The sequence below is a fragment of the uncultured Jannaschia sp. genome, from assembly GCF_947494055.1.
Taxonomy (GTDB): domain Bacteria; phylum Pseudomonadota; class Alphaproteobacteria; order Rhodobacterales; family Rhodobacteraceae; genus Jannaschia.
This window is the reverse complement of record NZ_CANLTR010000005.1, coordinates 241786-265321: the sequence shown is the minus strand read 5'-3', so window position 1 is coordinate 265321 and position 23536 is coordinate 241786. Positions and strand designations below refer to the sequence as shown.

Annotated in this window: 25 protein-coding genes and 1 pseudogene; 4 read left to right on the top strand and 22 right to left on the bottom strand. The window is 68.2% G+C overall.

The features are described 5' to 3' along the window. Nucleotides 1–255 precede the first annotated feature (255 nt). From Q1A87_RS07725 to Q1A87_RS07685, 9 genes are read right to left on the bottom strand one after another with little or no spacing between them, the layout of a single operon-like run. The gene (locus Q1A87_RS07725; protein WP_299649242.1) at nt 256–1053 is read right to left on the bottom strand and encodes an ABC transporter permease; all 798 of its coding nucleotides are present in this window, start codon (nt 1051–1053) and stop codon (nt 256–258) included. Next, the gene (locus Q1A87_RS07720) at nt 1050–1790 is read right to left on the bottom strand and encodes an ABC transporter ATP-binding protein (protein WP_299649240.1); all 741 of its coding nucleotides are present in this window, start codon (nt 1788–1790) and stop codon (nt 1050–1052) included. The genes Q1A87_RS07725 and Q1A87_RS07720 overlap by 4 nt, the downstream gene beginning before the upstream one ends. A 39-nt stretch (nt 1791–1829) precedes the next feature. Continuing rightward, nucleotides 1830–2420 (bottom strand): ABC transporter ATP-binding protein, encoded by a 591-nt coding sequence (locus Q1A87_RS07715; RefSeq protein WP_299649237.1) that lies wholly within the window; start codon nt 2418–2420, stop codon nt 1830–1832. Then, nucleotides 2417–3163 carry an ABC transporter permease gene (locus Q1A87_RS07710; protein ID WP_299649235.1) on the bottom strand — a complete coding sequence of 249 codons (747 nt, stop codon included), beginning with the start codon at nt 3161–3163 and terminating at the stop codon, nt 2417–2419. The genes Q1A87_RS07715 and Q1A87_RS07710 overlap by 4 nt, the downstream gene beginning before the upstream one ends. A gap of 16 nt (nt 3164–3179) precedes the next feature. Beyond that, entirely contained in the window at nt 3180–4154 is a 975-nt protein-coding gene (locus Q1A87_RS07705) for an ABC transporter substrate-binding protein (protein WP_299649233.1), read from the bottom strand. Nucleotides 4155–4205: 51 nt separating this feature from the next. After that, nucleotides 4206–4463, bottom strand: a complete 258-nt coding sequence (locus tag Q1A87_RS07700; RefSeq protein WP_299649230.1) for a PepSY domain-containing protein — start codon at nt 4461–4463, stop codon at nt 4206–4208. A gap of 11 nt (nt 4464–4474) precedes the next feature. Continuing rightward, nucleotides 4475–4909, bottom strand: a complete 435-nt coding sequence (locus Q1A87_RS07695) for a hypothetical protein (protein ID WP_299649228.1) — start codon at nt 4907–4909, stop codon at nt 4475–4477. A 10-nt stretch (nt 4910–4919) separates the two neighbouring features. Continuing rightward, on the bottom strand, nt 4920–5891 hold the full coding sequence (locus Q1A87_RS07690; RefSeq protein WP_299649225.1) for a YVTN family beta-propeller repeat protein: 972 nt from the start codon (nt 5889–5891) through the stop codon (nt 4920–4922). A gap of 4 nt (nt 5892–5895) precedes the next feature. Continuing rightward, nucleotides 5896–7083: an ABC transporter substrate-binding protein gene (locus tag Q1A87_RS07685; RefSeq protein ID WP_299649223.1), complete on the bottom strand. Its 1188-nt coding sequence runs from the start codon at nt 7081–7083 to the stop codon at nt 5896–5898. A 132-nt stretch (nt 7084–7215) separates the two neighbouring features. Between Q1A87_RS07685 and Q1A87_RS07680 the strand changes: the two genes are divergently transcribed. Both Q1A87_RS07680 and Q1A87_RS07675 read left to right on the top strand, forming a co-directional pair. Continuing rightward, nucleotides 7216–7737: a DUF3280 domain-containing protein gene (locus Q1A87_RS07680; RefSeq protein ID WP_299649221.1), complete on the top strand. Its 522-nt coding sequence runs from the start codon at nt 7216–7218 to the stop codon at nt 7735–7737. A 62-nt stretch (nt 7738–7799) separates the two neighbouring features. Further along, complete coding sequence (locus tag Q1A87_RS07675; protein ID WP_299649218.1) at nt 7800–8624, top strand: quinoprotein dehydrogenase-associated SoxYZ-like carrier; 825 nt, start codon at nt 7800–7802, stop codon at nt 8622–8624. Between the two features lie 4 nt (nt 8625–8628). On the opposite strand, the gene Q1A87_RS07670 is transcribed toward Q1A87_RS07675, so the two are convergent. From Q1A87_RS07670 to Q1A87_RS07640, 7 genes and pseudogenes are all read right to left on the bottom strand, one after another. Then, a complete protein-coding gene (locus tag Q1A87_RS07670; protein WP_299649215.1) occupies nt 8629–9168 on the bottom strand; it encodes a PQQ-dependent catabolism-associated CXXCW motif protein in 540 nt (179 codons plus the stop codon). Next, nucleotides 9168–10007 (bottom strand): substrate-binding domain-containing protein, encoded by an 840-nt coding sequence (locus Q1A87_RS07665; protein WP_299649212.1) that lies wholly within the window; start codon nt 10005–10007, stop codon nt 9168–9170. Before Q1A87_RS07665 ends, Q1A87_RS07670 begins: the two co-directional genes overlap by 1 nt. Continuing rightward, nucleotides 9991–10419 (bottom strand): annotated as a pseudogene (locus tag Q1A87_RS07660) (c-type cytochrome, methanol metabolism-related); the annotation flags it as partial. The pseudogene Q1A87_RS07660 and the gene Q1A87_RS07665, both read right to left, overlap by 17 nt. A gap of 718 nt (nt 10420–11137) precedes the next feature. After that, nucleotides 11138–12946, bottom strand: a complete 1809-nt coding sequence (locus Q1A87_RS07655; protein ID WP_299649209.1) for a methanol/ethanol family PQQ-dependent dehydrogenase — start codon at nt 12944–12946, stop codon at nt 11138–11140. A gap of 114 nt (nt 12947–13060) precedes the next feature. Next, the gene (locus Q1A87_RS07650) at nt 13061–13486 is read right to left on the bottom strand and encodes a cytochrome c family protein (protein WP_299649206.1); all 426 of its coding nucleotides are present in this window, start codon (nt 13484–13486) and stop codon (nt 13061–13063) included. 51 nt (nt 13487–13537) lie between these two features. Continuing rightward, the gene (fghA, locus tag Q1A87_RS07645) at nt 13538–14383 is read right to left on the bottom strand and encodes an S-formylglutathione hydrolase (protein ID WP_299649202.1); all 846 of its coding nucleotides are present in this window, start codon (nt 14381–14383) and stop codon (nt 13538–13540) included. After that, nucleotides 14383–15495, bottom strand: coding sequence for an S-(hydroxymethyl)glutathione dehydrogenase/class III alcohol dehydrogenase (locus Q1A87_RS07640; protein WP_299649199.1), 1113 nt, complete (start codon nt 15493–15495; stop codon nt 14383–14385). The genes fghA and Q1A87_RS07640 overlap by 1 nt, the downstream gene beginning before the upstream one ends. 162 nt (nt 15496–15657) lie before the next feature. Here Q1A87_RS07640 and Q1A87_RS07635 point away from each other — a divergent pair, with 162 nt between their 5' ends. Continuing rightward, nucleotides 15658–16269: a hypothetical protein gene (locus tag Q1A87_RS07635; RefSeq protein WP_299649196.1), complete on the top strand. Its 612-nt coding sequence runs from the start codon at nt 15658–15660 to the stop codon at nt 16267–16269. Nucleotides 16270–16273: 4 nt separating this feature from the next. On the opposite strand, the gene Q1A87_RS07630 is transcribed toward Q1A87_RS07635, so the two are convergent. Further along, nucleotides 16274–17308 (bottom strand): quinoprotein relay system zinc metallohydrolase 2, encoded by a 1035-nt coding sequence (locus Q1A87_RS07630; protein ID WP_299649193.1) that lies wholly within the window; start codon nt 17306–17308, stop codon nt 16274–16276. 99 nt (nt 17309–17407) lie between these two features. Between Q1A87_RS07630 and Q1A87_RS07625 the strand changes: the two genes are divergently transcribed. Next, nucleotides 17408–18208: a quinoprotein dehydrogenase-associated SoxYZ-like carrier gene (locus Q1A87_RS07625; protein ID WP_299649190.1), complete on the top strand. Its 801-nt coding sequence runs from the start codon at nt 17408–17410 to the stop codon at nt 18206–18208. Between the two features lie 69 nt (nt 18209–18277). Here the strand turns inward: Q1A87_RS07625 and Q1A87_RS07620 are convergent, their stop codons facing one another. The 5 genes from Q1A87_RS07620 to Q1A87_RS07600 are packed head-to-tail and all read right to left on the bottom strand — an operon-like array spanning nt 18278 to nt 23440. Further along, nucleotides 18278–18622 (bottom strand): hypothetical protein, encoded by a 345-nt coding sequence (locus Q1A87_RS07620; RefSeq protein ID WP_299649187.1) that lies wholly within the window; start codon nt 18620–18622, stop codon nt 18278–18280. Continuing rightward, nucleotides 18619–19290 (bottom strand): hypothetical protein, encoded by a 672-nt coding sequence (locus tag Q1A87_RS07615; protein ID WP_299649184.1) that lies wholly within the window; start codon nt 19288–19290, stop codon nt 18619–18621. The genes Q1A87_RS07620 and Q1A87_RS07615 overlap by 4 nt, the downstream gene beginning before the upstream one ends. Before the next feature lie 46 nt (nt 19291–19336). Continuing rightward, nucleotides 19337–21553, bottom strand: a complete 2217-nt coding sequence (locus Q1A87_RS07610; RefSeq protein ID WP_299649181.1) for a PAS-domain containing protein — start codon at nt 21551–21553, stop codon at nt 19337–19339. Beyond that, on the bottom strand, nt 21550–22701 hold the full coding sequence (locus tag Q1A87_RS07605; RefSeq protein ID WP_299649178.1) for an FIST N-terminal domain-containing protein: 1152 nt from the start codon (nt 22699–22701) through the stop codon (nt 21550–21552). Before Q1A87_RS07605 ends, Q1A87_RS07610 begins: the two co-directional genes overlap by 4 nt. Nucleotides 22702–22708: 7 nt before the next feature. Beyond that, nucleotides 22709–23440: a response regulator transcription factor gene (locus tag Q1A87_RS07600; protein WP_299649175.1), complete on the bottom strand. Its 732-nt coding sequence runs from the start codon at nt 23438–23440 to the stop codon at nt 22709–22711. Nucleotides 23441–23536: the final 96 nt, after the last annotated feature.

Here is a 23536-nt window from a genome sequence, read left to right as displayed (position 1 = left end):
CCCTCTTCAATGTACTTCTGAAACCGTGTCCGAAGCGCTGACGGCAAAGGTGCTGACATGGTCCATCCTCCTCAAAAAGATGAATCACACCGCCTCCCTCATGGGAATCCCCACGATTCAAGTTTCGGCCGAAAAGCTCTAGGAGGGCAGTCCCCGACCTGGGGGCGGCCGGGGGCTGCCCGGCGTGCCGCCGGGCGGGACGTGCATGGAGTATACAGAACTGACAATTTCCACAGCTCCGACTGCGGCCGAGCGTCAGGGCGGACCGCGGCGCATCCGCAGGCCCTTCGCGGGATCGTAGCCGAGTAGCGCCAGACCGAAGAACGCGACGAAACCGAGGATCACCCATAACAGCGGCCAGAGCGCGAGCTGGCCGTAGAGCGCGAAGCGGATCAGCTCGACCGCCTGGGTGAACGGATTGACGGCGCAGATGTCGCGCAGGAGGTCCGAGCTCTCCGCCATCTTCCATAGCGGGTAGAGCGCGGTGGACAGGAAGAACATCGGGAAGATCACGAAGTTCATCACCCCCGCGAAGTTCTCGAACTGCTTCACGGTGGAGGAGACCAGCAGCCCGAGCGCGCCGAGCATCAGGCCCGACAGGACGAGCGCCGGGAACGCGGCGACGTAGCCCCAGAGCGGCATCTCGATCCCGAAGGCCGCCGCGATGGCGAGGAACACGTAGACCTGCAGCAGCGACACCGCGACGCCGGCCGCGAGCTTGCAGAACAGAAGCCAGCCGCGCGGCAGGGGCGAGGTGAGCAGGAGCCGCATCGAGCCCATCTCCTGATCGTAGACGAGGCTCAGCGACGACTGCATCCCGTTGAAGAGCTGGATCATGCCGCAGAGGCCGGGGACGATGTAGACCTCGTAGGTGATGTAGGTCTGGTAGGGCGGGATGATCGACAGGCCGAGCGCGGCGCGGAAGCCCGCGGCGAAGACCACGAGCCAGACGAGTGGGCGCACGAGGGCCGACAGGAACCGGCCGCGCTGATGCACGAAGCGCTGCGCCTCGCGGAGCGTGATGGCTTGCAGCGCGACGAGGTAGCCCTTCACGGAACGCCTCCGACGCTCGGCGGCGCCTCGGCGGCGGTCATCGCCATGAAGGCGTCGGTCAGGCTGCCTTCGCCGGCCAGCGACCCGGCGGTCTCGCGGGCGCGGACTCGACCGCGATGCAGGACGACCACGTCGTCGGCGGGCCGGATCTCGTCGACGAGATGGGTCGCCCAGAACACGGTGAGCCCCGCCTCCGCCAGATCGTGGACATGGCCGGTAATGGCCAGCCGGGCCGCCGTGTCGAGGCCGACGGTCGCCTCGTCCAGCAGCAGCACCTCGGGCTCGTGGACCAGCGCGCGGGCGATCTCCATGCGCCGCCGGTGGCCGCCGTTGAGCGACCGGACCTTCTCCCCCGCCCGCTCGCGCATGTCGAGACGGTCGAGCGCGGCGTCGATCCGGGTCTGGACCGCGCGCCCGGAGATGCCGTGAAGCGCGGCGAAGTAGCTCATGTTGCGGGCCACGCTCATGTCGAGGTCGAGCGTCGATTGCTGGAAGATCACGCCGATCTTCGACAGCGCGGAACGGGGGGAGGTGGCGATGTCGTGGCCCGCCACCGCGATCCGGCCGCGCCGCGTGACGAGGAGGCGGGTGAGGAGCGCGAAAAGCGTGGACTTGCCCGCGCCGTTCGGCCCCAGCAGCGCACAGAACCGCCCGGCCCCGACCTCGAAGCTCACGTCGTCGAGCGCGGTCTTCGGCCCGTAGGCGTAGCTGACGTTCTGAACGGAGAGCGCGGTCATGGCCTCACCATGCGCGCGCGAGGAACGGGCCGCAACGCGTCACGCGAGCGTGGCGGGCTGGCCGCCGAGGCGCAGGATGCGGTCGGCGAGGCGGGTGGCCTCGGATTCGGCATGGGTGACGAGGAGGGTCGCGGGCCGGGTCTCGGCGATGAGGGCCTCGGTGAGCGCGAGCATCCGGTCGGCGGTCCCGGTGTCGAGCGAGACGAAGGGCTCGTCCATGACCAGCCCCTCAGGGTTGCCGGCGAAGGCGCGAGCGAGGGCCAGCCGGCGCTGCTGCCCGAGCGAGAGCTGGCCGGGGAAGTGGTCGGGCCGGTCGCCCAGTCCCACACGGTCGAGCATGGCGTGGACCTTCATGCGGGAGAGGTCGGGATGGACGAGGCGGATGTTGTCGGCGGCGCTGCGCCACGGCAGCAGGGTCGGCTCTTGCAGGACGATGGCCATCCGCTCGGGCCGCGCGACGCTGCCCTCGAAGCGCGGGTCGATCCCGGCGACGATCCGCAGCAACGTGGACTTGCCCACGCCGGACGGCCCGAGGATCGCGACCGTCTCGCCCGGGCGCACGGTGAAGCGGACAGGGCCCAGCACGCGGCTCGTCCCGAAGGACTTGGACCGGATGTCGGCCTCGATCACGCCAGGCGCCAGCGCCGCACGCGCCGCTCCCACGGCTGCAGGAGGGCCCATTCGATCAGGAGCATCACCGCGATGAAGGCCAGCGCGTAGACCAGCACCATGCCCACGTCGAAGAGCTGGAAGTAGAGGTGGATCTGGAAGCCCACCCCGGAGGAGCGGCCGAGGAACTCCACCACCAGCACGATCTTCCAGATCACTGCGATGCCGGACCGCGCCGCCGCGGTGACGAAGGGCGCGAGCTGCGGCAGAACGACGTGGCGAAGGCGGGCCCAGGTGGACATGCGGAACACGCCCGCCATCGCGTCGAGATCGGGGGAAAGCGACCGTGCGCCCTCGCGGATCACGGTGGTGACGTTCGGGACCTTGTTGAGCGTGACGGCGAGGATCGCGGCGGTCTCGTTGAGCCCGATCCAGAGGTAGCAGAGGACAATCAGGACGAGCGCCGGCAGGTTCAGGAACACCACGAGCCACGGATCCAGCCAGCGGTCGAGGCGCGGGTAGCGCCCCATCGCGTAGCCGAGCGCGATGCCGAGCCCCATCGCGAGCACGAAGGCCGCGATCACCCGCAGGAGGGTGGCGGTCAGGTGATGGAGAAGCTTTCCGTTCTCGATCTCCTGCGCGTAGCGCGGGAGGAGCGTCCAGGGGGCCGGCAGGATCGTGGGATCGTCGGAGATCAGCGCGGCGGCGGACCAGAGCGCGAGCAGGCCCAAGATCGAGAGCCCCCGCGTGGCCGCCGCCGACATCGCGGACCGGCTCCGCTCAGAAGGAGAGGTCGTAGAACACCCCTTCCGGCAGCGTCTCGGCCGCGCCGACGAGCTCCGGCCCGCCAAGCTCTGCCATCAGGTCGAACATCCGCGCGGCCGCCGCCTCGTCGACGGGGCCTTCAGGCGGGATGCCGGCGATCCAGCCCTCCTTCAGCGCCTCGAACTCCGCATCGTCGGCCGCGTTCATCTGCGGCCGCAGGTCCTCCCAGACGGCGTCGTCGGAGGCGAGCAGGTCCTTGGCGGCTCGGGAGGCGCGGGCCAGCCCCTCGACGACCTCCGGGTTCTCGCGCGCGAAATCGCCGGTCACGACGTAGCCCAGGAGCGGCGTGTTCGGGTCGAGGCCCAGCACCTCGGCAGCGGTCGCGACCGAGATCAGCTCGCGCATCCCGGCGGCCTTCATCTTCGCCATGAAGTGCCAGTAATTGATCGCGCCCTGCGTCTCGCCCTGCATTGCGGTCTTCATGATGAGCGGCGGGGCGCCGTAGACCTGCTCCGTCTCGGCGGCGAGGTCCATGTCGTATTCCCGGTGCGCGTAGGCCCTCAGGATCAGCCAGGACTTGTCGACCGGCCCGCCGGCGATGCCGATCTGACCGCCCGCGAGATCCTGGAGTGTTTCCGCCGCACTGTCCCCGGGCACCATCACGCCGCCCACGGCGGTGGAATAGGGGATGAACACGTAGTCGCGGCCGGCGGCGCGCTGGGTGGCGACCCAGAGCCAGTCGGCCACGACCATGTCGGCCTCCCCGCCCGCCAGCGCGACACGGGTGGCGCCGTTGTCGGCATATTCCTGGATCACGAGGTCGAAGCCGTTCTCGGTGTCGAGACCCCGGTCCTCGATCGTCGCCAGCTCCCAGTTCACCGTGCCGATCTGCAGCGTCGCCGCGCGGAGTTCCGGCACGTCCTGCGCGAGCGCGGGGACGGCGAGCGCGGCGGCGAGAAGGCCGCCGGCGAATCGCGTGTTGATGCCCATGTCGTCTCTCCCTTGTCTGCGGCCGCCGTCCCTCCCGGAGACGGCGCCGTGTCACTCGGCGCGGCGGCTGACCTCGTTGAACGCCTGGTCGAGTTCGATGTCGTATTGCTGTCCGCCCTCGCAGATCACGTCGTCGAGCTCGTAGCCTTCGGTCTCGGTCACCTCGATGTCGTCGGGGTCCATCTGGCAGTTCATGTCCGCGAGAACCTCGGTGATCGTCGCGACCACCTCCTCGGACACCTCGTCCTGCGCGAGGACGGGTCCGGTGAGGGCAAGGCTCAGGGCCGATGCGACAAGAAGCCTGTTCATGGCGAAGTCTCCTACTGGATGTTGAAGGTCACGCTCTGCGCATCGCCGGTGGAGCCCGGGATGCGGAGCGTGTGGCTGCCGGGCTTGATGGCGATGAAGGAGATCTCGGCCGTGCCGGCGGCGTCGAATTCGAGGCTGTCGACGGCCATCGGCCGGATCTCGATCTGGTTGATGACGATTTCGTTGATCCAGATCGCACGGAAGAAGTCCGGCCCGGAGATGGCCAGTTCGGCCGAGCCGTCGGCGGTCACGTTGAGCTTGTAATAGGCCCCCGATTGCAGCGTCTGATCCTCGCCCAGCGGCTGGCCCGAGGCCAGGGTGAGCTCGATCGGCTCGCCGCGGTTGCAGGACGCAAGCAATCCCGCGAAGCCGAGGTCGTCGCAGAGCGGTGCGGCGGCGGCCGGGACCGCAAGGGTCAGCAGGGCGGCGGTTGCGATGTGTTTCATGTCGTCTCCCTCAATCCGGCGTGACCGCGACGCCCCAGGGCTGTTGCCCGACCTGGATGGAGCGGATCACCTCCTCCGCCTCGACGTCGATCACGCTCACGTCGTTCGAATTGCCGTTCGTGGTGATGAGATACCGCTCGTCCGGGGTGAAGGCCATCTGCCAGACGCGCTGCCCGACGAGGAGGTAGTCGAGCACCTCGTCCGTCTCGCCGTCGATCACCGCGACCCGGTTCGCGGGGCCGAGCGCCACGAAGACGCGGCTGCCGTCGTTAGTGACCTTCACGCCGACGGGTTGCAGCCATTCCGGCAGGACGCCCGCCACCTCGAAGGTGATCTTGTCGACGATCTCGCCGGTGCGGTCGTCTGAGAGGTCGATGACGCTGACCGTGCCGCCGATCTCGGCCGAGACGTAGAGCTTGGTGCCGTCGTGGTTGTACTCGGCGTAGCGGGGGCGCTGGTCGACGAGGACGTTGTGGACGATCTCGAACGTCTCGGTGTCGATGAAATGCGCCATGTTCGTCGTTTCGGAGGTGTTGATGACGATGCCCGCATCGGGGCTGATCGCCATACCCTCCGGCTCCACGCCGACGGGGATCTCCTCGAGGACGGTGCGGGTCTCGACATCGGTCACGGTGACGAGGTTGTCGTCCTCGTTGGCAATGTAGAGCGGGTTGCCCGACGGGTGCAGCACGAAGAGCTCCGGGTCCGGCCCCGAAGGCAGCGAGGGCAGCTCCTCGTAGGTCTCGGTGTCGAAGACGCGGATCAGGTTGTCGTCCGACGCGCAGACATAGAGATGCCGACCGTCGGGCGAGATGGTGATGCCGCGCGGGCGGTTGCCGGCGTCGAACTCGGTCAGCACCTCCCAGCTGTCGGTGTCGATCACGGTGACGGTGTTGCCACGCTCGTTGGAGACGAACGCCTTGCCCGCGAAGGCGGGACCGGCGAGGAGCGGCAGGATCAGGGCGGTGGTCAGTGTCTTCATGTCGTCATCCCTCGAAGGCCGTGCAGGCCGATTCCGGTCGGTCGATGCCGAGCGAGTCCAGCGGCGAGACCTGATGCAGGAACCCCTCCTGCGGCGAAACGCTCACGGTGATGCGCCCGTCGTAGAGCAGGATGGGCTGTCGGAGCTGTCCGTTCCAGTCCCGGATCGTGACCGGCACGCCCTTGAACGCGGCGAGCTCGAACGCGTCGGAGAGCACGTAGTCGCGCACCTCCGCCACGTCCGCCGCGCCGGTCCGCGTCACCGCCTCGCCCAGCACGCGCAGCGCCAGCCAGGCGTCGTAATCCGCCTCCTGCATGTAGCGGCCGGTCAGCGCTTCGAAGCGGCGCTGGAACTGCGTCGCGCCCCAGGCCTCGTGCGCGGCGTGGAAGCTCACCGGGCGCAGGCCGGCGGAGCCCATCGTCGGCCGGGGCGTCCAGAGATGGAATGGCAGGTAGGGGGCGAACACGTCCGACGCGTCGGCGGCGACGACCACGTCGTGATCTTCCGTGTCCTGCGTGAAGACCGGCAGCTGGCGTTGCACGAGGACGTGTCCGGTATCGGTGCGCCGCGAGCCGCCGGTATCCTCGAACTCGCGTTCCTCGACGATTTCTGCGCCGAACTTGGTGGCGGCGCGGCGGTAGTCGTCGGCCAGCGCCAGGTCGTCGGGGTTGGAGCCGTGGATCAGGAACCAGTCCGGCCAGCGTTTCCAGACCGCGAACTGCGCCACCGCGTCGGTCAGCATCGCGCGGCTCGGCGTGATGTGCAGGACGTTGGCGCGGCAATCGGCGTCGCGGAGCCGCGTGTCGCGCGCGCCGACATTGTAGATGAGCGCCCGGTCGCCCGCCGCATCCGCCAGCCGCAACAGGTCGTCGGCCCGGGCGTGGATGGCGATATGGCCATGGCCCGCCGCGATCAATTCCTCCAGCGCGGCCTCCGCTTCCTCCGGCGGGACGGCGCGGGCGGTCGTCTCGAAGGTATGTCCGAGGAAGCCACCGGTCGTGGCGTTGTCCTCCGTCGCTAGCGCGGCGCCGGCGAAGGCCAGATCGTCGGGCACGAGGTCGTAGCGCGAGATCGGGGCCAGCGTCGGGTAATCCAGCCGCAGCACCGCGGCCGTCACGTCGACGGCCCACGCGGCCCCGGCCACGTGGAGCATCGTCAGGCCGAGGGCCAGCGCATGCGCCAGACGTTTCATTCTTCCTCCCATGCGGCTCCTCCGGCCCCGAAAGGCAGCGAGCCTGCCAAAACAAGATGACAGATGAAATGGCAGCCGGAACCGATACTTTCGGCGTATTGCGAGGCCGCGGACGGGCGCTATCCTCCGGTCATGTCTGCCAGACACGTGTTCCTCGCCGCGCTCCTCGCATGCCTGCCTTTGGCCGGGATGGCGCAACCCGTGACCGATCGCGATCTCCCGGAGGACGCGACGGTGGCGTTCCTCGGGATCACGCTGATCGACACGTCCACGGAGGGCGACTATTTTGGCGCTCGGGAAGACGAGGCGGCACGGATCGATCTGATCGAGCAGGAGGTGCGCGACAGGTTCGAGGCCGAGGGCTATACCTTCGTCGACACTGCCCCCGTGGCCGAAGAGCTTTCGCGGACCCGGAATCCCGCGCATTGCAACGGCTGCGAAATCCGCATGGGCGAGACGCTCGGTGCCGATCTGGTGCTGGTGGGGCAGGTGCAGAAGGTATCGAACCTCATCCTCGCGATCGACCTGGCGCTGCGCGAGGTGGAGACTGGGAATTTCCTTCGCGGGCAATCGGTCGATATCCGGTCCAATACCGATGAAAGCTGGCGGCGCGGGATCGACTACATCCTCAAGTACAACGTGTTCGCGGAGTAGGCCATGCAAGCCCGGCCCTGCTCGCGATCAGTCACGACGTTCGGATATCGGAGCCTGCGCCCATGAAATTCGCAATCCTCGCCGCGCTTCTCGCCGCGACCGCCCTTCCCGCCTCCGCGCAGGCGAACCGCGATCCGGCCTGGCCAGACATCCGCGCGGCGGTCTGGGGCGAGACGACTTTGCAGGACGGGGCGCACCTGATCGCCATCGACAGCCCGACGCGCACGATGGACGATGCCCGCGCGCAGATTGCGGCCCGGATCGTGGCGCCCCAAGGCGATGCCCTGACCCGGGTGTCGCTGGTGCTGGACGAGAACCCGATGCCGGTCTCCGCCGTGTTCGACTTCGACGCACCGCAGCCCGGCTTCTTCTTCGACGTGACGATGCGGGTGAACGGGCCGACGCCGCTCCATGTCGTGGTCGAGACGGCGATGGGCGACAGCTTCGTGGCCGAGACCTTCGTGAAGACGTCCGGCACGGGCGCGTGTTCGGCCCCACCGGGCACCGACCCGAAGGCCGCGCTGGCGACGCTGGGCGACATGGACCTGACGATCTCGCAGGTCGGCGGCGATGCGGCCGACCCGATGCGGACGCTGCAAGCGATGGCGGCCGGGGAGCGGCAGGTCAATCTCGACGTCATGCATCCGAGCCATTCGGGGATGCAGATGGACCAGATCTCGCTCCTCTTCATTCCGATGCGCTACGTGGAGACGCTGGATCTCGACCTCGATGGCGCGGACTTCGCCACGATGACGGGCAGCATCTCGTTGTCGGAGAACCCGAGCCTGTCGGTCTCGGTGCCCGGCGACACGCAGGCGGTGGACGTGACGATGACAGACACCGACGGCACGACCAGCCACGCGCGGGCGACGGTGGCGGGCTACTGACCGCTCAACGCCCGCCCGGTCGCGGCTTCAACACTTCGGTCGGGTAGTCGTAGAACACCCAGCCGTCGGTTCCGTCGGGAAACCACATCACGTCGGTATGGCCGTATTCCAGCGCCCGCCTGGCCGCGTTCCAGGACATCCAGCAATCGATAAGGCAGAAGAAAACAACGGGCCGATCCATGTTCCCGCCCGTCGCTGCCGCAAGCCCGTCGCGGAAATACGCGTGGTTCACCTCCGCGAGCGCGCCGTAGCCCACATTGGGCATCCATGTCGCGCCGGGGATCGAATGCCGCGGCGGCTCCCGCCAGACGGTGCCCGCGGGCAGACCCGCCGGCTTCGGCGCACGCGGCAGGACGTCGATGAACACTGCCTCCCCCGCCTCCCACAGCGCGTGCGCCGCCTCGGTCGAGAGGACGCGTGCGCCCGCGAGCGTGTCGGGCACCGGGGCGCGGTACTCGTCCATCCGGTATCCCGCCGGCTCGGGCGTGGCCGGCGCTGCCAGTGGCCAGAGGATCAAGGCCAGCGCGACGACCGCGCCGCGCATCAGCCGCTGTCCTTCGGCGCGTCCCCCATATCGTTGACGAGCGGCACGCCGGCATCGCGGAGGAGCGCGTCGATCTCCTCCTGGTTGCGGCGGATGAGGGAGTTCAGCTCGCGCTGCCAGACCTTCTCGCCCTGCCGCACGCCCATCGTGATGCGGAAGAACAACCGCGGCGGCAGCGTTTCCTCCAGAAGCGGGATGACGGCGAGGTCCGGATGATCCGACTTGACCAGCGGTCCGGCCAGCGGCCCCCAAACGATCGCGGCGTCGATCTCGCCCGTCTCGAGGTCGTCGAGCATGTCGAGGACGGGCGATTCCACGCGGCGATCGACTACGAGGTTGTAGGCCCGCGCCTTCCCGATCAGACCGTTGCGCGCCATGTGCGTGGCCGGGGGCGAGCCGGCGACGATGCCGATCTCCAGACCCTGGAGCGCCGGGTCGGACAGCGTCGTGACCTCCGCGAGGGGGCCGTCGGCCGGGACGACCAGGGTATAGGCCGACGTCATGTAATGGTTGGTGTTCAGGACGAGTTCCTCGCCCTGCGCGTAGCCGACGATGACGTCGCACTGGCCCGCGAGGAGCGTGTTCCGGACGAAGCCGGTCGCCATCGGGTACCACGTGTACTGAACCGGGCGGTCGAGCTTCGCCGCGAAGAGTTCCGCCAGCGCGTTCTCGTAACCCTCGCCCGCTTCGTTCGACATCGGCAGGTTGGCCGGATCGGCGCAGACGCGGAACGCCGTGTCCGAGACGAGGTCCGAGGTCTGCGCTGGCGCCGCCGTCCCGAAGGTCAGCAGCGCCGCTAGACAGGTGGCGAGGCGCCGGAGGTCAGCCAAGACAGGCATTCTCTGCCTCGCGGATCGCCTCTGACTTCTCCTCCCGGCTGCCGGGACGGCCGCGCGGGACGATGCCCTCGCCGCGCGCGGCGAGATAGACGTAGATGTCGTCAAGGTAGCACATCACGTTGGCGTTGTCGCCGAAGGCCGGCATCACCGAATTGTCGGACGCGCCGACATGCTTCCGGCCATTCACGACGACGTCGTAGAAGTCGTAGTAATCCATGTCCACGGCCGAGTTCTTGATGGCCGGGGCATAGCTCGAGCCTTCGCCGTCCGGGCCGTGGCAGACATGGCATTCGGAATGGTAGCGGCGGAAGCCGGAATAGGTCAGCCAGTCGACCGTGCCGTCCTCGCCGACATGGAAGGTCGGCGTATCCTCGGCGGTCCAGTAGCGGCCGCCATCCTCGTAGGCGACGGCGAACGGGCCGTCTCCGCCCGCCGCGTCGCCGGCATCGGCATCCTGCCCGCCGGTCGCGTCCGGCTGCTCGGTCTCGCCCTCGGGGGCTTCGGGATCGGCTTCCGGATCGGTCATCTCGACATCGCCGTCCGTCTCACCTTCCGTCGGTACCGGAGCGGTCGCCGCGCCCTCGACTGGGCCACGCTCGGAAGTCTCGCCTTCCAGGCTGCAACCCGGCTCGGTATCCATGTCCTCGGGGCAATCCTCGCCTTCAGGCGTGTCCTCCGCGTTCACCAGGTCTTCCGTGGAATCGTCGGTCCCGCTCTCGGTGCCCGTTGCGCCGATATCCTGTGCGGTCTCCTCGGTCGCGTCGTCGCCCGTGGACTCGCCCGTCCCGGCCGTCGCGTTCGCATCGCCCTCCAAGCCTTCCGGCGAGGCCAGCGACTTCGAATCGTCGCCTTCGGCCACTTCGGGGGCGACCGGCGCCGTCGCGGCACCCTCGATCGGCCCGCGCTCGGACGTCTCGGCGCCTTCCATCTGGCAGCCGGGCTCGGTGTTCATGTCCTCGGGGCAGTCGGCCTCCGACGTGTGCTGCTCCGCCATCGCGAAGCCCGACAGCGCCAGCGTCATCGCGCCGGCCGCCAACAGTGTGAAACCGTTCGTTCGCATCGCTCTCATTCCTCCCTAAGCGAAGCGGCCGGCGCGCAGGTCCCGCGCGCCGGCCTCGTTCATCGCCCGATCACTCGGAATCGGGCAGCTTGAAGACCGTCAACTGGCCGCCGAGCGCGGTGTAGTCGCTCAGCGCCGCATAGCCGCCGACGGCGCCCAGGCCGTCGTTCGGGTTGGTCAGACCGGCCGCGAGACCGATGCCGGCCCAACCGCCGACACCCGACAGGATGCCGATATACTGCTCGCCGTCATGCTCGTAGGTCATGAAGTTGCCGATGATGCCCGACGGGGTCTTGAAGCTGTAAAGCTCCTCGCCCGTCTCGGCATGCACGGCCTTCGCGTAGCCCTCGAGCGTTCCGTAGAACACCACGTCGCCCGCCGTCGCCAGCGCACCCGACCAGACCGAGAATTGCTCCGGCAGCGACCACTTGATCTCGCCGGCCTTGTTGTCCCAGGCGATGAAGTTGCCCATGCCGCCGTGGCTGTCGGGCGCCGGATACATCGCGAGCGTCGCGCCGACATAGGGCTGACCCGCGGTGTAGCTCACCCGGAACGGCTCGTAATCCATGCAAACGTGGTTCGTCGGCACGTAGAACAGTTCCGTCTTGGGCGAATAGGCCGCCGGCTGCTGGTCCTTGGTGCCGAGCGCCGCCGGGCAGATGCCGGTCGAGTTCACGTCCTCGCCGTTCTGCTCGGTGGAGTATTCCGCCACGACCATGGGCCGGCCGTAATCCTCCGATTCCGGGTCCATCTCGACGCCGGAGGTCCAGTTCACCGCCGGGTCGAACTTCTCGGCCGAGAGCAGCTCGCCCGACACCCGGTCCATCACGTAGGCCAGACCGTTCCGGTCGAAGTGGGTCAGCAGCTTGCGCTCCTCGCCTTCCCATTCCTGCTCGGTCAGGATCATCTCGTTGACGCCGTCGTAGTCCCACTCGTCGTGGGGCGTCATCTGGTAGAGCCACTTCGCCATGCCGGTATCGGCGTCGCGGGCCATGATCGTCATCGACCAGCGATTGTCGCCCGGGCGCTGTGCCGGGTTCCAGGTCGAGGGGTTGCCGGTGCCGTAATAGACCAGGTTCTCCTCGGGGTCGTAGGCATACCAGCCCCAGGTCGTGCCGCCGCCGATCATCCACTGATCGCCTTCCCAGGTGGCGGTGCCGGAATCCACGCCCACGGCTTCGCCCAGATGGGTGGTGTTCTCGGGATCCATCAGCGTGTCGCTGTCGGGACCCATCGAATAGGCGCGCCAGACCTGCTCGCCGGTTTCGATGTCGTAGGCGGTAAGGTGACCGCGGACGCCGAACTCGCCGCCAGAGATGCCGACCATGACCTTGTCGCCGACCGGCATGACCGTTGCGGTGTTGGTCTCGCCCTTGGACGCGTCGCCGTTCTGGACGCTCCACTCGACCTCGCCCGTTTCCGCGTTCAGCGCGACGACGGTGGTGTCGGCCTGGTGCAGGAAGATCTTGTTGTCGGCATAGGCCACGCCGCGGTTCACGGTGTCACAGCACATCACCGGGATGACGTCCGGGTCCTGCTGCGGCTCGTAGCGCCAGATGATCCGGCCGTTGTCGGTCAGGTCGAGCGCGTAGACCGTGTTCGGAAACGGCGCATGCACGTACATGACGTCGCCCACGACGAGCGGTCCGCCCTCGTGGCCGCGCAGCACGCCGGTCGAGAAGGTCCAGGCGACCTGCAGATCGCCCACGTTGTCGGCGTTGATCTGGTCGAGCTCGGAATAGCGCTGGTTCTTGTAGTCGCCGGTCTGGATCACCCATTGCGAGGGGTCGTCGATACCCGACATGACCGACTCGTTGGCGAATGCGGAGCCGGTCGCGCCGATCCCGATCGCCGTCGTCAGTGTAAGTAGCTTTCTCATTGCTCTCTCCCTTATGTCGACCGACCCGGCGACCAAGACGCGGCCACCTGCCGATCCATTGTGCCGGACGACGGGCGCTCGGGCCCAGCCGGCTTCAACTCCCTTGCGAAGGCTCTAGGAGCCTTCGCCCGTGGACGACCCGTCCTCCGAGAACGTGGCGAGATACGCGATCACGTTCGCCCGGTCCTCGTCCTTGCGCAGACCGGGGAAGGCCATCTTGGTGCCCGGCACATGATCCTTCGGCGCGAGGAGGTAGGCGTCCAGCTCCTCGGGGGTCCAGGCCATGCCGTTCGCCCCGGCCTCGATCATCGCGTCCGAATATTCGAAATCCGCATGGGTGCCCGCGGTGCGGCCGATGACGCCGTTCAGGACCGGCCCGACCTTGGTCTTCGCGTCGGGCCCGACGGCATGGCAGGCCATGCAGCGGCGGAACACGCGATCTCCGGCCTCGGCGTCGCCGGTGATTTCGGCGTCCTGCGCGAGGGCCGCGCCGGCCGTTAGGGCGAAAAACCCGGCGAGGGCGAAAGTCTTCGCGGTCATGATGTCTCCCAATGTCATTTGCTGGCTTTCTCCTCGGAGCCGCGCCGAACCTCAGCCCGCGTCACGGTGCAGCCGCTCCGCATGCCAGGCCACGTGATCCCCGGCGAAGGTGGATACGAAGTAATAGGAATGGTCATAGCCGGCCTGCATGCGCAATTGGCCAGATTGACGCTTCCGCGCCATTGCGGCGGCGAACGCTTCGGGCATCAGCAGGTCGAGGAACTGGTCGGCGGCGCCCTGGTCGATCAGGATGTCGCCGTGCCATCCCCGCTCCTCGATCAGGAGCGTCGCGTCGTGGCCGCACCAGGCGGCCTCGTCCTCGCCCAGATAGGCCGCGAACTGCTTGCGGCCCCAGTCGGACCGCGTCGGATGCGCGATCGGCGCGAAGGCCGACAGCGAGGCATAGGCGTCGGGAGCCTTCATCGCGATCGTCAACGCCCCGTGCCCGCCCATCGAATGCCCGGTGATCCCGTGGCGGCCGGTATTGGGCACCTGCTCCTCCACGATCGCACGCAACTCCCGGGTGACGTATTCGTGCATCCTGAAGGTCGATGCCCAGGGATCGCGCGCGGCGTCGATGTAGAACCCCGCCCCCTGCCCGAGATCGTAGGCCTCGTCGTCGGCGATCTCCTCGCCGCGCGGCGAGGTGTCGGGGAACACGACGGCGAGGCCGGCCTCCGCGGCATAGGCCTGGAAGCCACCCTTCGTCATCGCGTTCTCGTGATTGCAGGTCAGGCCGGACAGGTACCACAGCACCGGCACCGGGCCGTCCTCGGCCTGCGGCGGCGTGTAGACGGCAAAGGTCATGTCGCAGCCGCAGGCGTCGGAGGCATGGCTGTAGACGCCCTGCACCCCGCCGAAGCACCGGTTCTCCGACACGACCTGCAGGTCGGCCATCAGTAGATCACCACGCTGCGGATGCTCTCGCCGGAATGCATGAGGTCGAAGCCCTTGTTGATGTCCGACAGCGGCATCGTGTGGGTGATCATCGGGTCGATCTCGATCTTGCCGTCCATGTACCAGTCGACGATCTTCGGCACGTCGGTCCGGCCGCGCGCGCCACCGAAGGCCGTGCCGCGCCAGACCCGGCCGGTGACGAGCTGGAACGGCCGGGTGGAGATCTCCGCCCCCGCCGGCGCCACGCCGATGATCACGCTCTCGCCCCAGCCCTTGTGCGCGCTCTCGAGCGCGGTGCGCATCACGCCCACGTTGCCTGTCGCGTCGAAGGTGTAGTCCGCGCCGCCGCCCGTCAGCTCGACGAGATGCGCGACGAGGTCGCCGTCGACCTCCTTCGGGTTGACGAAATGGGTCATGCCGAACCGCTCGGCCATTTCCTTCTTGTCGTCGTTCAGGTCGACGCCGACGATCTGGTCCGCCCCGGCCATCCGCAGGCCCTGCAGTACGTTGAGGCCGATACCGCCCAGGCCGAAGACGATGGCGGTGGAGCCGATCTCCACCTTGGCCGTGTTGATCACCGCGCCGATGCCGGTGGTCACGCCGCAGCCGATATAGCAGATCTTGTCGAACGGCGCGTCCTCGCGGACCTTCGCCAGCGCGATCTCGGGCAGGACCGTGTGGTTCGAGAAGGTGGAGCAACCCATGTAGTGCAGGATCGGGTCGCCATCGAGCGTCTTGAAGCGCGAGGTGCCGTCCGGCATCTTGCCTTGCCCCTGCGTCACGCGAACCTTCTGGCAGAGGTTCGTCTTGGGGTTCAGGCAGTATTCGCATTCCCGGCATTCGGGCGTGTAGAGCGGAATGACGTGGTCGCCCTTCTTCAGGCTCGTCACGCCGGGGCCGACATCGACGACGACGCCCGCACCTTCATGGCCGAGAATGGCGGGAAACAGCCCCTCGGGGTCTGCACCAGACCGGGTGAACTCGTCCGTGTGGCAGATGCCCGTGGCCTTGATCTCGACCAGCACCTCGCCCGCCTTCGGGCCTTCGAGCTCGACATCCATGATCTCGAGCGGTTTGCCCGCTTCGATTGCGACGGCGGCTTTTGTACGCAAGTTTCCCTCCAAAATCCGGTGATTGAACCGGGGACCCTTCTAGGCGATCTTGGAAAGTATGAAACCCGCTCCAAGGCATGCCAACGCATACCTTGGTGGGTGTCGCCCCCCGTGGACAGCTCGACCTCCTCTCGGCACACTCGGCATCGGGGAGGATTCGCGATGCGCGGCACTACCGTGATGACGGCGATCGGCGGGCTGTTCCTGACGGCCGCCACCGCCTTCGCGGCCGATTTCTCGGACCCGACCTGGCCCTGCATACAGCGCAAGGTGGACCGCCTTTCCGTCGGCCTGATGTGGCCCGATCCGCCGGCTGCCGCGCCGGACATGTCGGACGACACCGCAGCTGCGGTGGACGACCTCGTCGCGCGCTTGTCGCTGCGGCGCATTCCGGTCGAGGATCTGGCGCCCCGTGTCGAGGCTTTCACCGAGGCGCACGGGACCGACCGCGCCCTTCTGGGCCACGTCTTCGCGGAGGTGTTCGACCGCCTTGCCCGCACCCGGTCGGAGGTGGTCGCGGGGATCGAGGATTACTCGCTCGAGCAGATCGCGCTTTCCGAGCGGATCGACGCGGCGCGGGGTGAAATGGACACGCAGATGGCCGGAGACGAGCCGGATTTCGACCGCGTGGACGCGCTGGAGGAGCAGATCGACTGGGATCAGCGCATCTATACCGACCGTCAACGCTCGCTCACCTATGTCTGCGAGACGCCCGTCCTTCTGGAGAAGCGCCTCTATTCTATCGCGCAGATGCTGGAAGGCGCGGCGGACTAGCCGTTCATTCCCATTCGAGCTCCGTGAAGGCGACCGTGGCGTTGCGCGCGTTGTAGGCGTCGAAGAGCGCCCAGTCGTCCGCCTCGGACGCGGCGATGCGCTCCACCGCATCCGCCATGCGGTCGCCCTCCGCGATCGCTGCCTTGGTATCTCGCGCCAGCGTGTCGAGGTAGCGGCGCATCGGTTTCGCGCCGACAGGCCAGTCGAGGCGCGGGCCGCCGTGACCGGGCACGATCGCGGTAAGCTCCATTCCGGTCAGCGCGTCGAGCGCGTCCTGCCAGCCGCGCAGCGATCCGTCGAGCGCGGGGACGTGGTCGTCGAAGACCAGATCGCCGGCAAAGACCGTGCCGCTCTCCCGGTCGAGCACGGTGACGTCGGTCCCGGTATGCGCCGTCGCCCAGGCTCGCAGCTCCAGCACGCGGTTGCCGAGATTCACCGTTTCCGTCGAGGCGACCGCGATGTCGGCGGCGACCGCGCCGCTCCCGATGACGGCCCCCGTGCCGAGGGACGCCTCAAGGCTTTCGAGGTAGTTCGCCTGCCGGTCGGCCAGCGCCCGGTCGAGCGCGGCGTGGCCGATCACCTCCGCCCCCGCTTCCGCGAAGAACGGTGCGCCGAGCGTGTGGTCGGGATGGACATGGGTCAGGATCAGGTAGCGCACCGGCAGGTCGGTCCGCGCCCGGATCGCGCGCCAGACGCCCTCGGCCACCCCGCGCGTCGTGCCGGCGTCGATCACGGCCACGGCGTCCGACCCGACGACGAAGCCGATATTGGCGACGTCGCCGCCATTCGCTTCGTCCGGCTCCGCCACCATGCCCCGGTGGGCGTAGAGGCCGGGCGCGAGTTCCGTGAAGGCGAGCGGCGCCGGCGCCTCGCGGCAGGCGGGCGGCGACGTCGCGACGAGGCCCGCCGGCGGGGCGTAGGTCCCCGGCAGCCGTGTCTCGCAGGACGCGGCATCCGCGCCAACGATGTCGGGCAGGAGCGTCTCCCGGCATATGTCCGGCGCGCCCGCGAGGCACAGCGTCACGACGGCTTCGAACATGGCGCCCCTCCCGGCTCCCTACGAAGGTGTGCGTATCACGGGCGGCGCGGATCTGTCATACTTCCCCGCAAGCCGTGTGTCACGGAAGGGAGACGCGTCATGAAAGCCCTGCACCTCGCCGCCATCCTCGCCAGTCTCGGCCTGCCCGTACAGGCGCAGGACAACCCGATGACCGAAAGCGAGAGCTGGGAGATGATTTCGGAGGCCGTGCTGGGCGGCACGACCGCCCCCGCCGACGGGGCCGCGCTCTTCGAGGTCGACGCGCCCTATCGCGCGCACGAGGCGGCGACGGTGCCGATCGAGATCCGGCAGGTCGACGATGCCGCCGTGATCGAGCGGGCGACGATCGTCATCGACGAGAACCCCGCCCCCGTCGCCGCCGAGATGACGTTCGGCCCGGCCATGCTGCCCCTCGACATGGAGCTTCGGGTCCGGGTCAACCAGTACTCCAACGTGCGCGTCATCGCGGAGACGGCGGACGGGGCCTACATGAACGGGCGCTTCGTGAAGGCCTCCGGCGGCTGCTCCGCGCCCGCGACGCGCGATCCGGAACTTGCGCTCGCCGCGATGGGCCGGATGCAGCTGCGCAGCTTCGATGCGACGGCGGATCTGCCCGAGGGGCGCAGCGAGGCGCAGGTGATGATCCGGCATCCGAACTATTCCGGGCTTCAGCGCGACCAGATCACGCATCTCTTCATCCCGGCGCATTTCATCGACGAACTCACCGTCTGGCAGGGCGACGAGATGCTTTTCACGATGACCGGCGGCATCTCGATCAGCGAGAACCCGGCCTTCCGCTTCCGCTACGACGACAACGGGTCGCCCGACCTGCGCATTCGCGCGAAAGACACCGAGGGCAACGTGTTCGAGCAGAGCCTGCCGAAATCGGTCGAAAGCTGAACGTTGCTAGATGCTCGCCGGTAAACCCGGACATCTTGCAGGATCAGGACCAGACCCAGTCCCGAAGCATCAGAAACAGCGGATCTCGGCCTCGGCCTGGGCGCGGCGCAGATCGGCCACGATGCTGTCCGTCGCGGCCCCGCGGAAGACCGACATGCGCTCGCCCCCGGTCTGGCGCAGCGACAGGACCGTCTCCGCCTCGACGTATTTCCCGTAGGGCAGGATCTCCGCGATGGTGTCGATGGAGCAGGCACACTTCTCGAGCACATCCCGCCCCTGTCCGTTCGCCGCCATGCATCCGAACACGTAATCGGCCCGCGTGGCGGTCGGGTAATCGTTGAACCGCTCCTCGAGATCCTGCGCCGACGCAGGCAGCGCCAGGACGAGCGCCGCGGCGAGCAGACGGCCGGTCATTCGTCCGGTTCCAGCGTGATGGTCGAGCTGTAGACCGGCGCGTCGCCATCGGCCGCCGGCACAGTCGCGTCGAGCGAGGCGTACCAGCCCGGCACGTCCTCGGACATCGTCACCGTCAGTTCCATCCGGTCGAAGCCCTGCATCTTCTCCGCGTTCGGGTCGCCCTCGAACGGAAGCAGGGTCACCGTGCGCGCCGCCACCGTCTCGTCGCCCACCGATACCTCGCGCATCTCGATCTCCGCGGGCTCGACCAGCGCGGCCTTCACACGGTTGCGGATGTAGAAGCTGCTGCCCCCCGCCGCCTCGGCCATGTCGCGCACGACGGTCTCGACGAAATACATGATGATCGGGTTCCCGACGCTCGCCGGAAAGTCCCCGATCCCCTTGAAGCGGTCGCCCTGCAGGAAGCGCAGCTGCGCCGCCTCGGGCTCGCCCGCCTCGAAGGTCAGCTCGATCCGGCCGGTGTTGCGCTCCGCCGCATCTGGCGCGAGCGCGCTCTCGACGACCCGGTCGTAGACCAGCGTTTCGCCGCGCGGCAGGTCGTCGAGAGTGCCGGTCCGGAACAGGAGATCGTAGGTCTCCTCCGCCTCGGTCATCGTGGTCTCCTGCGCGGTCCCGACCCCGCCCAGCAGCAATGTCGCGGCGCAGATCGCCATCAGCAAACGCATGTCATGTCTCCTCCGGCCCACACGCTCCGCCATGCGCGCGGGAGTGTCAAAGTCGACTTTCGTCTGAGCCCGCCTCCGCCTCGTTCGCGCCGCTGCTGCGCGCGATCGTGCGTCGGAGCCGGGCGAGGTCGACGGGCTTCGGCAGGACGGTGACGTTCTCGCGGGCCCCCTCCACGATCAGGACCGGGCTCCGGTCGGCGGTGACGATGATCGCAGGCACGTCGTGTCCGGCGAAGTCGCGCACCGCGCGGATCGTCTCGAGCCCGTTGTCCGCGCCGTCGAGCTGATAGTCGGCCAGCACGATGTCGGGTGCCATCGCCGCATCGCCGAGGAGATCGAGCGCCTCCGCCGTGGATGCCGCGGCGAAGACGCTCGCCCCCCAACTCTCGAGCTTGCTCACGGTGGCGAAGAGGACATCGGGGTCGTTCTCGACGACCAGCGCCAGCACGTCGAGCTCGCCCGCTTCGGAGACGGCGGGCCGGCGGGCCGGGATCTCGCCCGCCTCCGTCGTGGCCATTTCGATGGAGAAGACCGACCCCTCTCCCGGGCTCGACCGGACTTGCAGGTTGTGTCCGAGATGACGGCAGGTCCGCTCGACGATGGAAAGGCCCAGGCCGATCCCGGTGTCGGGCGCCGCGTTGCCGGCGCGGGTGAACTCCTGAAAGATGCGGGCCTGGTCGGCGAGCGAGATGCCGACCCCGGTGTCCCAGACCTGCAGCACCACCCGGTCGCCCCGCCGCCGGCAGCCGACGAGGACGCGACCCCTCTCGGTGTATTGCAACGCGTTGACGACGAGGTTCTGGATCGAGCGGAGCAGGTAGCGCTGGTCGCTGCGCACCCAGACGCTGCTCGGCACCACGTCGAGGCGGATGCCCTTCTTCGCCGCCAGCGGCGCCTGATCCTCCGTCACCGCCTCCATCAGCGGGCCGAGGCAGACGTCCTGCGGGGTCAGCGCGGCGTCGGTGCTCTCCAGCCGGGAGATGTCGAGAAGCGCGTGGAGCAGCGTCTCGACCGAGGTGAACGTGTCCTGCAGGCGCGTGACCATCCCGGCGAGCTCGCCGCCGCGCGACATGTCCTCGAGCGTGGAGATCAGGAGCTTGGCGGCGTTGATCGGCTGCAACAGGTCGTGGCTCGCGGCGGCGAGGAAGCGGGTCTTCGACGAGACCGCCGCCTCTGCCGCCTCCTTGGCGACGCGCAACTCGTCCTCCACCCGGCTCTGGGCGCGAGACTGCTCGGTCAGACGGCGGTTCGCCTCGGTCAGGTCGCGGGTTCGGGCCTCGACCTCCTTCTCGAGCACCTCGGTCGCCCTGTGTTCGAGCGTGACGTCGGTGATGTCGACGAGGAAGCCGCGATCGGGGAGGAGATGCACGTGCAGGTCCAGCACCCAACCCCCGGCGTGACGCAGCCGCGCGCGCAGGCCGGACCGCTGCCGCAGCTTGAGCGGCCAGCCGTCGATCCCCTCGAGCTCCATCTCCGCGATCAGGCCCTTCTCGCGCAGGAATGTCAGGATGTCCGCGAAGGGCGTCCCCGTCTGCATCAGCCGCGCCGGCAGACCGAGCAAATCGCGGAACCGGTCGTTGCGGATGGCCATCCCGCCGGCCCGCGAGAAGGTGGCGATGCCGATCGCCATGTTGTCGAAGGCCGCCTGCAGGTAATGCGCCTGCATGTCGATCAGCGCGTCCTTCTCCAGCCGGTTGGCGCGGACGATGCCGGTGATCTCGGTCAGCAGGATCACCAGCGAACTCGTGGAGGTCCGCTGCCGGCTGAACTGGAACCAGCGGTCGCCGCTGAGCTCGACGACGAAGGTCGCGAGATCGCCGGCATCATCGGACCGCATGCCGTCGCGCCCCTCGCGGCCTACCAGATGGTCGCTGCACGCCACGAGATCGAGATAGGTCTCGAACGGCAGGCCCGGCACGATCCGGTCGGAGATGTCGGGTAGAAGCCGGGCGAAGAGGTCGTTGCAGACGTGCAGCCGCCCGTCCTCGAACAGCGCGAACCCCCCGTCGAGCACCGACAGCGCGTCGGCGAGGTTCTTCTGCGTCCGCGCCCGGTCGAAGCGCAACGTCTCGAGCTCGCTCGACGCGCGCTCGAGGTCGCGGGTCTTGGCCCAGACCTGCCCCTGCAACGCCACCGCGGATTGAAAGGCGGCATAGGCGGAGGTCGAGACCTCGTGCTGGCGGCCCGCGCGACGGATCAACGCCTCGATGATCCGGGCCTGCCTCCGGATCTGGACCTCCGGCGGTTCGGTCGGGTCGATCAATGCAGTGCCCGCTCCCCCGGCGGGAAGAAGGCGACGCCGACGAAGGTCTGGTTCACGTGCACGCCGCAATGCTGCTCGCCGTAGGTGTTGAAGCCCACCACCCCGGCCCGCGCGATGATTTCCGAGGCGGCCTCGGTCATCCGCTTCTCCTCGATCTCGAGCCGGCGAAGATAGCAGTCGAAGCCGAGGATCAGGTCCGGCGGCTGCCCGGAGGCGTCCCGCACGGCGAGGCCGTCCTCAAGCGTGCGCAGGATCTCCGTCCCGCGGCCGAGGGTCAGGACGAGGCCGTCGTCGATGGCCGACAGGAAGGCGAGCGCGAAATCGTCGCGCACCGAACCGATGGCACGTACGTGATAGAGCGCGTTGGTCCGTACGAGGACCGGGTTCTCCGCGAAAACCCGCGGCGACAGCGCCTCGACCGGACAACCGACAAGGCGGGCGTATTCCTCTGCGGCGGGGGCGCCGTTCAGCTCCAGCACGATGCGTTCCTCGGGGATCGCGTCGGTCACGACCATCTGCTTGTCGGTCGGCAGGAAGTGATCGAAGCCCAGACCGACGAAGTCGTGGTCGGTCTCGAGGATGAGCAGGAGCGCCGCGCATTCGTGGAAGCGCCCGCCATGCAGCACCCGCGTGTCGCGGAACGCCCCGCCGTCGCCCGCCGAGCCACCGAAGACCGGCATGTCTGGCAGCGCCGCGGTCAGGATCGCCGCCAATAGATCCTCCTGCTTCGACAACCCGTCCGCGAAGGTCAGCGCGAGCCGCTTCCACCCGGCGGTCCGCCGGAACTGGGCCTCGAGACGCCGGGCCTCCGACGTGATCTTCTCTATGGAGAGCGGGACGAGCGGCTGGATCAGCAGCGAGGCGCAGTGGAAATGCGCGCGCGGGAAGGCGATGACGAGAAGCGCGCCGGCCTCGTAGCCGTCCGGCGTGATCTGACCGGCGGTGGTGCAGCCGAAGACCGGTATTCCCGGGAACCGCTCCGCCAGCGCGGGCGCGAGCTCGGCCAAGTCGAGCCCGTCATGCGGAAAGACCAGTAGAAAGCACAGGCCCGTCGGCGCGATCGTCGCGGCGATCTCCGCCACCGCTGGCCGCGCCTGCCCGGCATGGGACACCGCGATGCGGATGCCGGCCGCGGACCCTGAATGCATCACCGGGTCAATGCGTGAGGAAGTTGCGGGCTTCCGCCTGTTCCGGGCGGTCCCGGTCGGTGAGCGTCGCGCTCTCCATCATGAGGGCGGCCTGCGTCCGGTTCTGCACGTCGAGACGACGCAGGATCGCGGTGATATGCGCCTTCACCGTCGCCTCGGCGAGCGAGAGCTCGTAGGCGATCTGCTTGTTCGGCATCCCCTCGCAGATCAGCTTCATGATCCGGGCCTGCTGCGGCGTCAGTTCCGCGATCTTGCGTCCGACCTCCCGCGAGGTGTCGCGACTGCATTCGGGCCGGCGCCCCGCCGAGGCCCGATACTCCATCGGCAGATACCGCCGCCCCGCCCGGACCTCGCGCAAGGCGGTCTGCAACACCCCGATCGAGACGTCCTTCGGCACGAAGCCCGCCGCACCGGCCTCCATCAGCGAGGTGACGATCTCCGGTGACGTCATCGCCGAATTGATCAGGATCGGCACCGGGTCCACCGCCTCCTTGAGGCGCAGGAAGCCGCTGATCCCCGTCACATCGGGCAGTTTCAGATCCAGCACGATCAGATCCGGCGCGAAGCCCGATCTCAACGCGTCGAGCCCTGCCTCCAGAGTCGTCGCCGTCCGGATCGTGCTGTCCGCGAAGACCCGCGTGAGTGCCGAAGCGAGGGCGTCGCAATACAATGGATGATCGTCGATCACCAACGCGGTGCCGACCCGGCTCGCACGGTTCCCTGCCCGCTGAACATTCATCCCCAATCCTCCCTGTCGGAAGGTTAGCAACGAAATTCGCGGCAAGACAACACCCCGCGGCGCTCCGCAGCAGCGGAACGCCGTAAGGTTCGATCA

What these genes read in the sequence shown, in the direction of transcription:
- Q1A87_RS07720 (WP_299649240.1), bottom strand. Translation starts at nt 1,790, where the DNA reads ATGACCGCGCTCTCCGTTCAGAACGTCAGCTACGCCTACGGGCCGAAG.
- Q1A87_RS07710 (WP_299649235.1), bottom strand. Translation starts at nt 3,163, where the DNA reads ATGTCGGCGGCGGCCACGCGGGGGCTCTCGATCTTGGGCCTGCTCGCG.
- Q1A87_RS07705 (WP_299649233.1), bottom strand. Translation starts at nt 4,154, where the DNA reads ATGGGCATCAACACGCGATTCGCCGGCGGCCTTCTCGCCGCCGCGCTC.
- Q1A87_RS07700 (WP_299649230.1), bottom strand. Translation starts at nt 4,463, where the DNA reads ATGAACAGGCTTCTTGTCGCATCGGCCCTGAGCCTTGCCCTCACCGGA.
- Q1A87_RS07695 (WP_299649228.1), bottom strand. Translation starts at nt 4,909, where the DNA reads ATGAAACACATCGCAACCGCCGCCCTGCTGACCCTTGCGGTCCCGGCC.
- Q1A87_RS07690 (WP_299649225.1), bottom strand. Translation starts at nt 5,891, where the DNA reads ATGAAGACACTGACCACCGCCCTGATCCTGCCGCTCCTCGCCGGTCCC.
- Q1A87_RS07685 (WP_299649223.1), bottom strand. Translation starts at nt 7,083, where the DNA reads ATGAAACGTCTGGCGCATGCGCTGGCCCTCGGCCTGACGATGCTCCAC.
- Q1A87_RS07680 (WP_299649221.1), top strand. Translation starts at nt 7,216, where the DNA reads ATGTCTGCCAGACACGTGTTCCTCGCCGCGCTCCTCGCATGCCTGCCT.
- Q1A87_RS07675 (WP_299649218.1), top strand. Translation starts at nt 7,800, where the DNA reads ATGAAATTCGCAATCCTCGCCGCGCTTCTCGCCGCGACCGCCCTTCCC.
- Q1A87_RS07670 (WP_299649215.1), bottom strand. Translation starts at nt 9,168, where the DNA reads ATGCGCGGCGCGGTCGTCGCGCTGGCCTTGATCCTCTGGCCACTGGCA.
- Q1A87_RS07665 (WP_299649212.1), bottom strand. Translation starts at nt 10,007, where the DNA reads ATGCCTGTCTTGGCTGACCTCCGGCGCCTCGCCACCTGTCTAGCGGCG.
- Q1A87_RS07655 (WP_299649209.1), bottom strand. Translation starts at nt 12,946, where the DNA reads ATGAGAAAGCTACTTACACTGACGACGGCGATCGGGATCGGCGCGACC.
- Q1A87_RS07650 (WP_299649206.1), bottom strand. Translation starts at nt 13,486, where the DNA reads ATGACCGCGAAGACTTTCGCCCTCGCCGGGTTTTTCGCCCTAACGGCC.
- fghA (WP_299649202.1), bottom strand. Translation starts at nt 14,383, where the DNA reads ATGGCCGACCTGCAGGTCGTGTCGGAGAACCGGTGCTTCGGCGGGGTG.
- Q1A87_RS07635 (WP_299649196.1), top strand. Translation starts at nt 15,658, where the DNA reads ATGCGCGGCACTACCGTGATGACGGCGATCGGCGGGCTGTTCCTGACG.
- Q1A87_RS07630 (WP_299649193.1), bottom strand. Translation starts at nt 17,308, where the DNA reads ATGTTCGAAGCCGTCGTGACGCTGTGCCTCGCGGGCGCGCCGGACATA.
- Q1A87_RS07625 (WP_299649190.1), top strand. Translation starts at nt 17,408, where the DNA reads ATGAAAGCCCTGCACCTCGCCGCCATCCTCGCCAGTCTCGGCCTGCCC.
- Q1A87_RS07620 (WP_299649187.1), bottom strand. Translation starts at nt 18,622, where the DNA reads ATGACCGGCCGTCTGCTCGCCGCGGCGCTCGTCCTGGCGCTGCCTGCG.
- Q1A87_RS07615 (WP_299649184.1), bottom strand. Translation starts at nt 19,290, where the DNA reads ATGCGTTTGCTGATGGCGATCTGCGCCGCGACATTGCTGCTGGGCGGG.
- Q1A87_RS07605 (WP_299649178.1), bottom strand. Translation starts at nt 22,701, where the DNA reads ATGCATTCAGGGTCCGCGGCCGGCATCCGCATCGCGGTGTCCCATGCC.
- Q1A87_RS07600 (WP_299649175.1), bottom strand. Translation starts at nt 23,440, where the DNA reads ATGAATGTTCAGCGGGCAGGGAACCGTGCGAGCCGGGTCGGCACCGCG.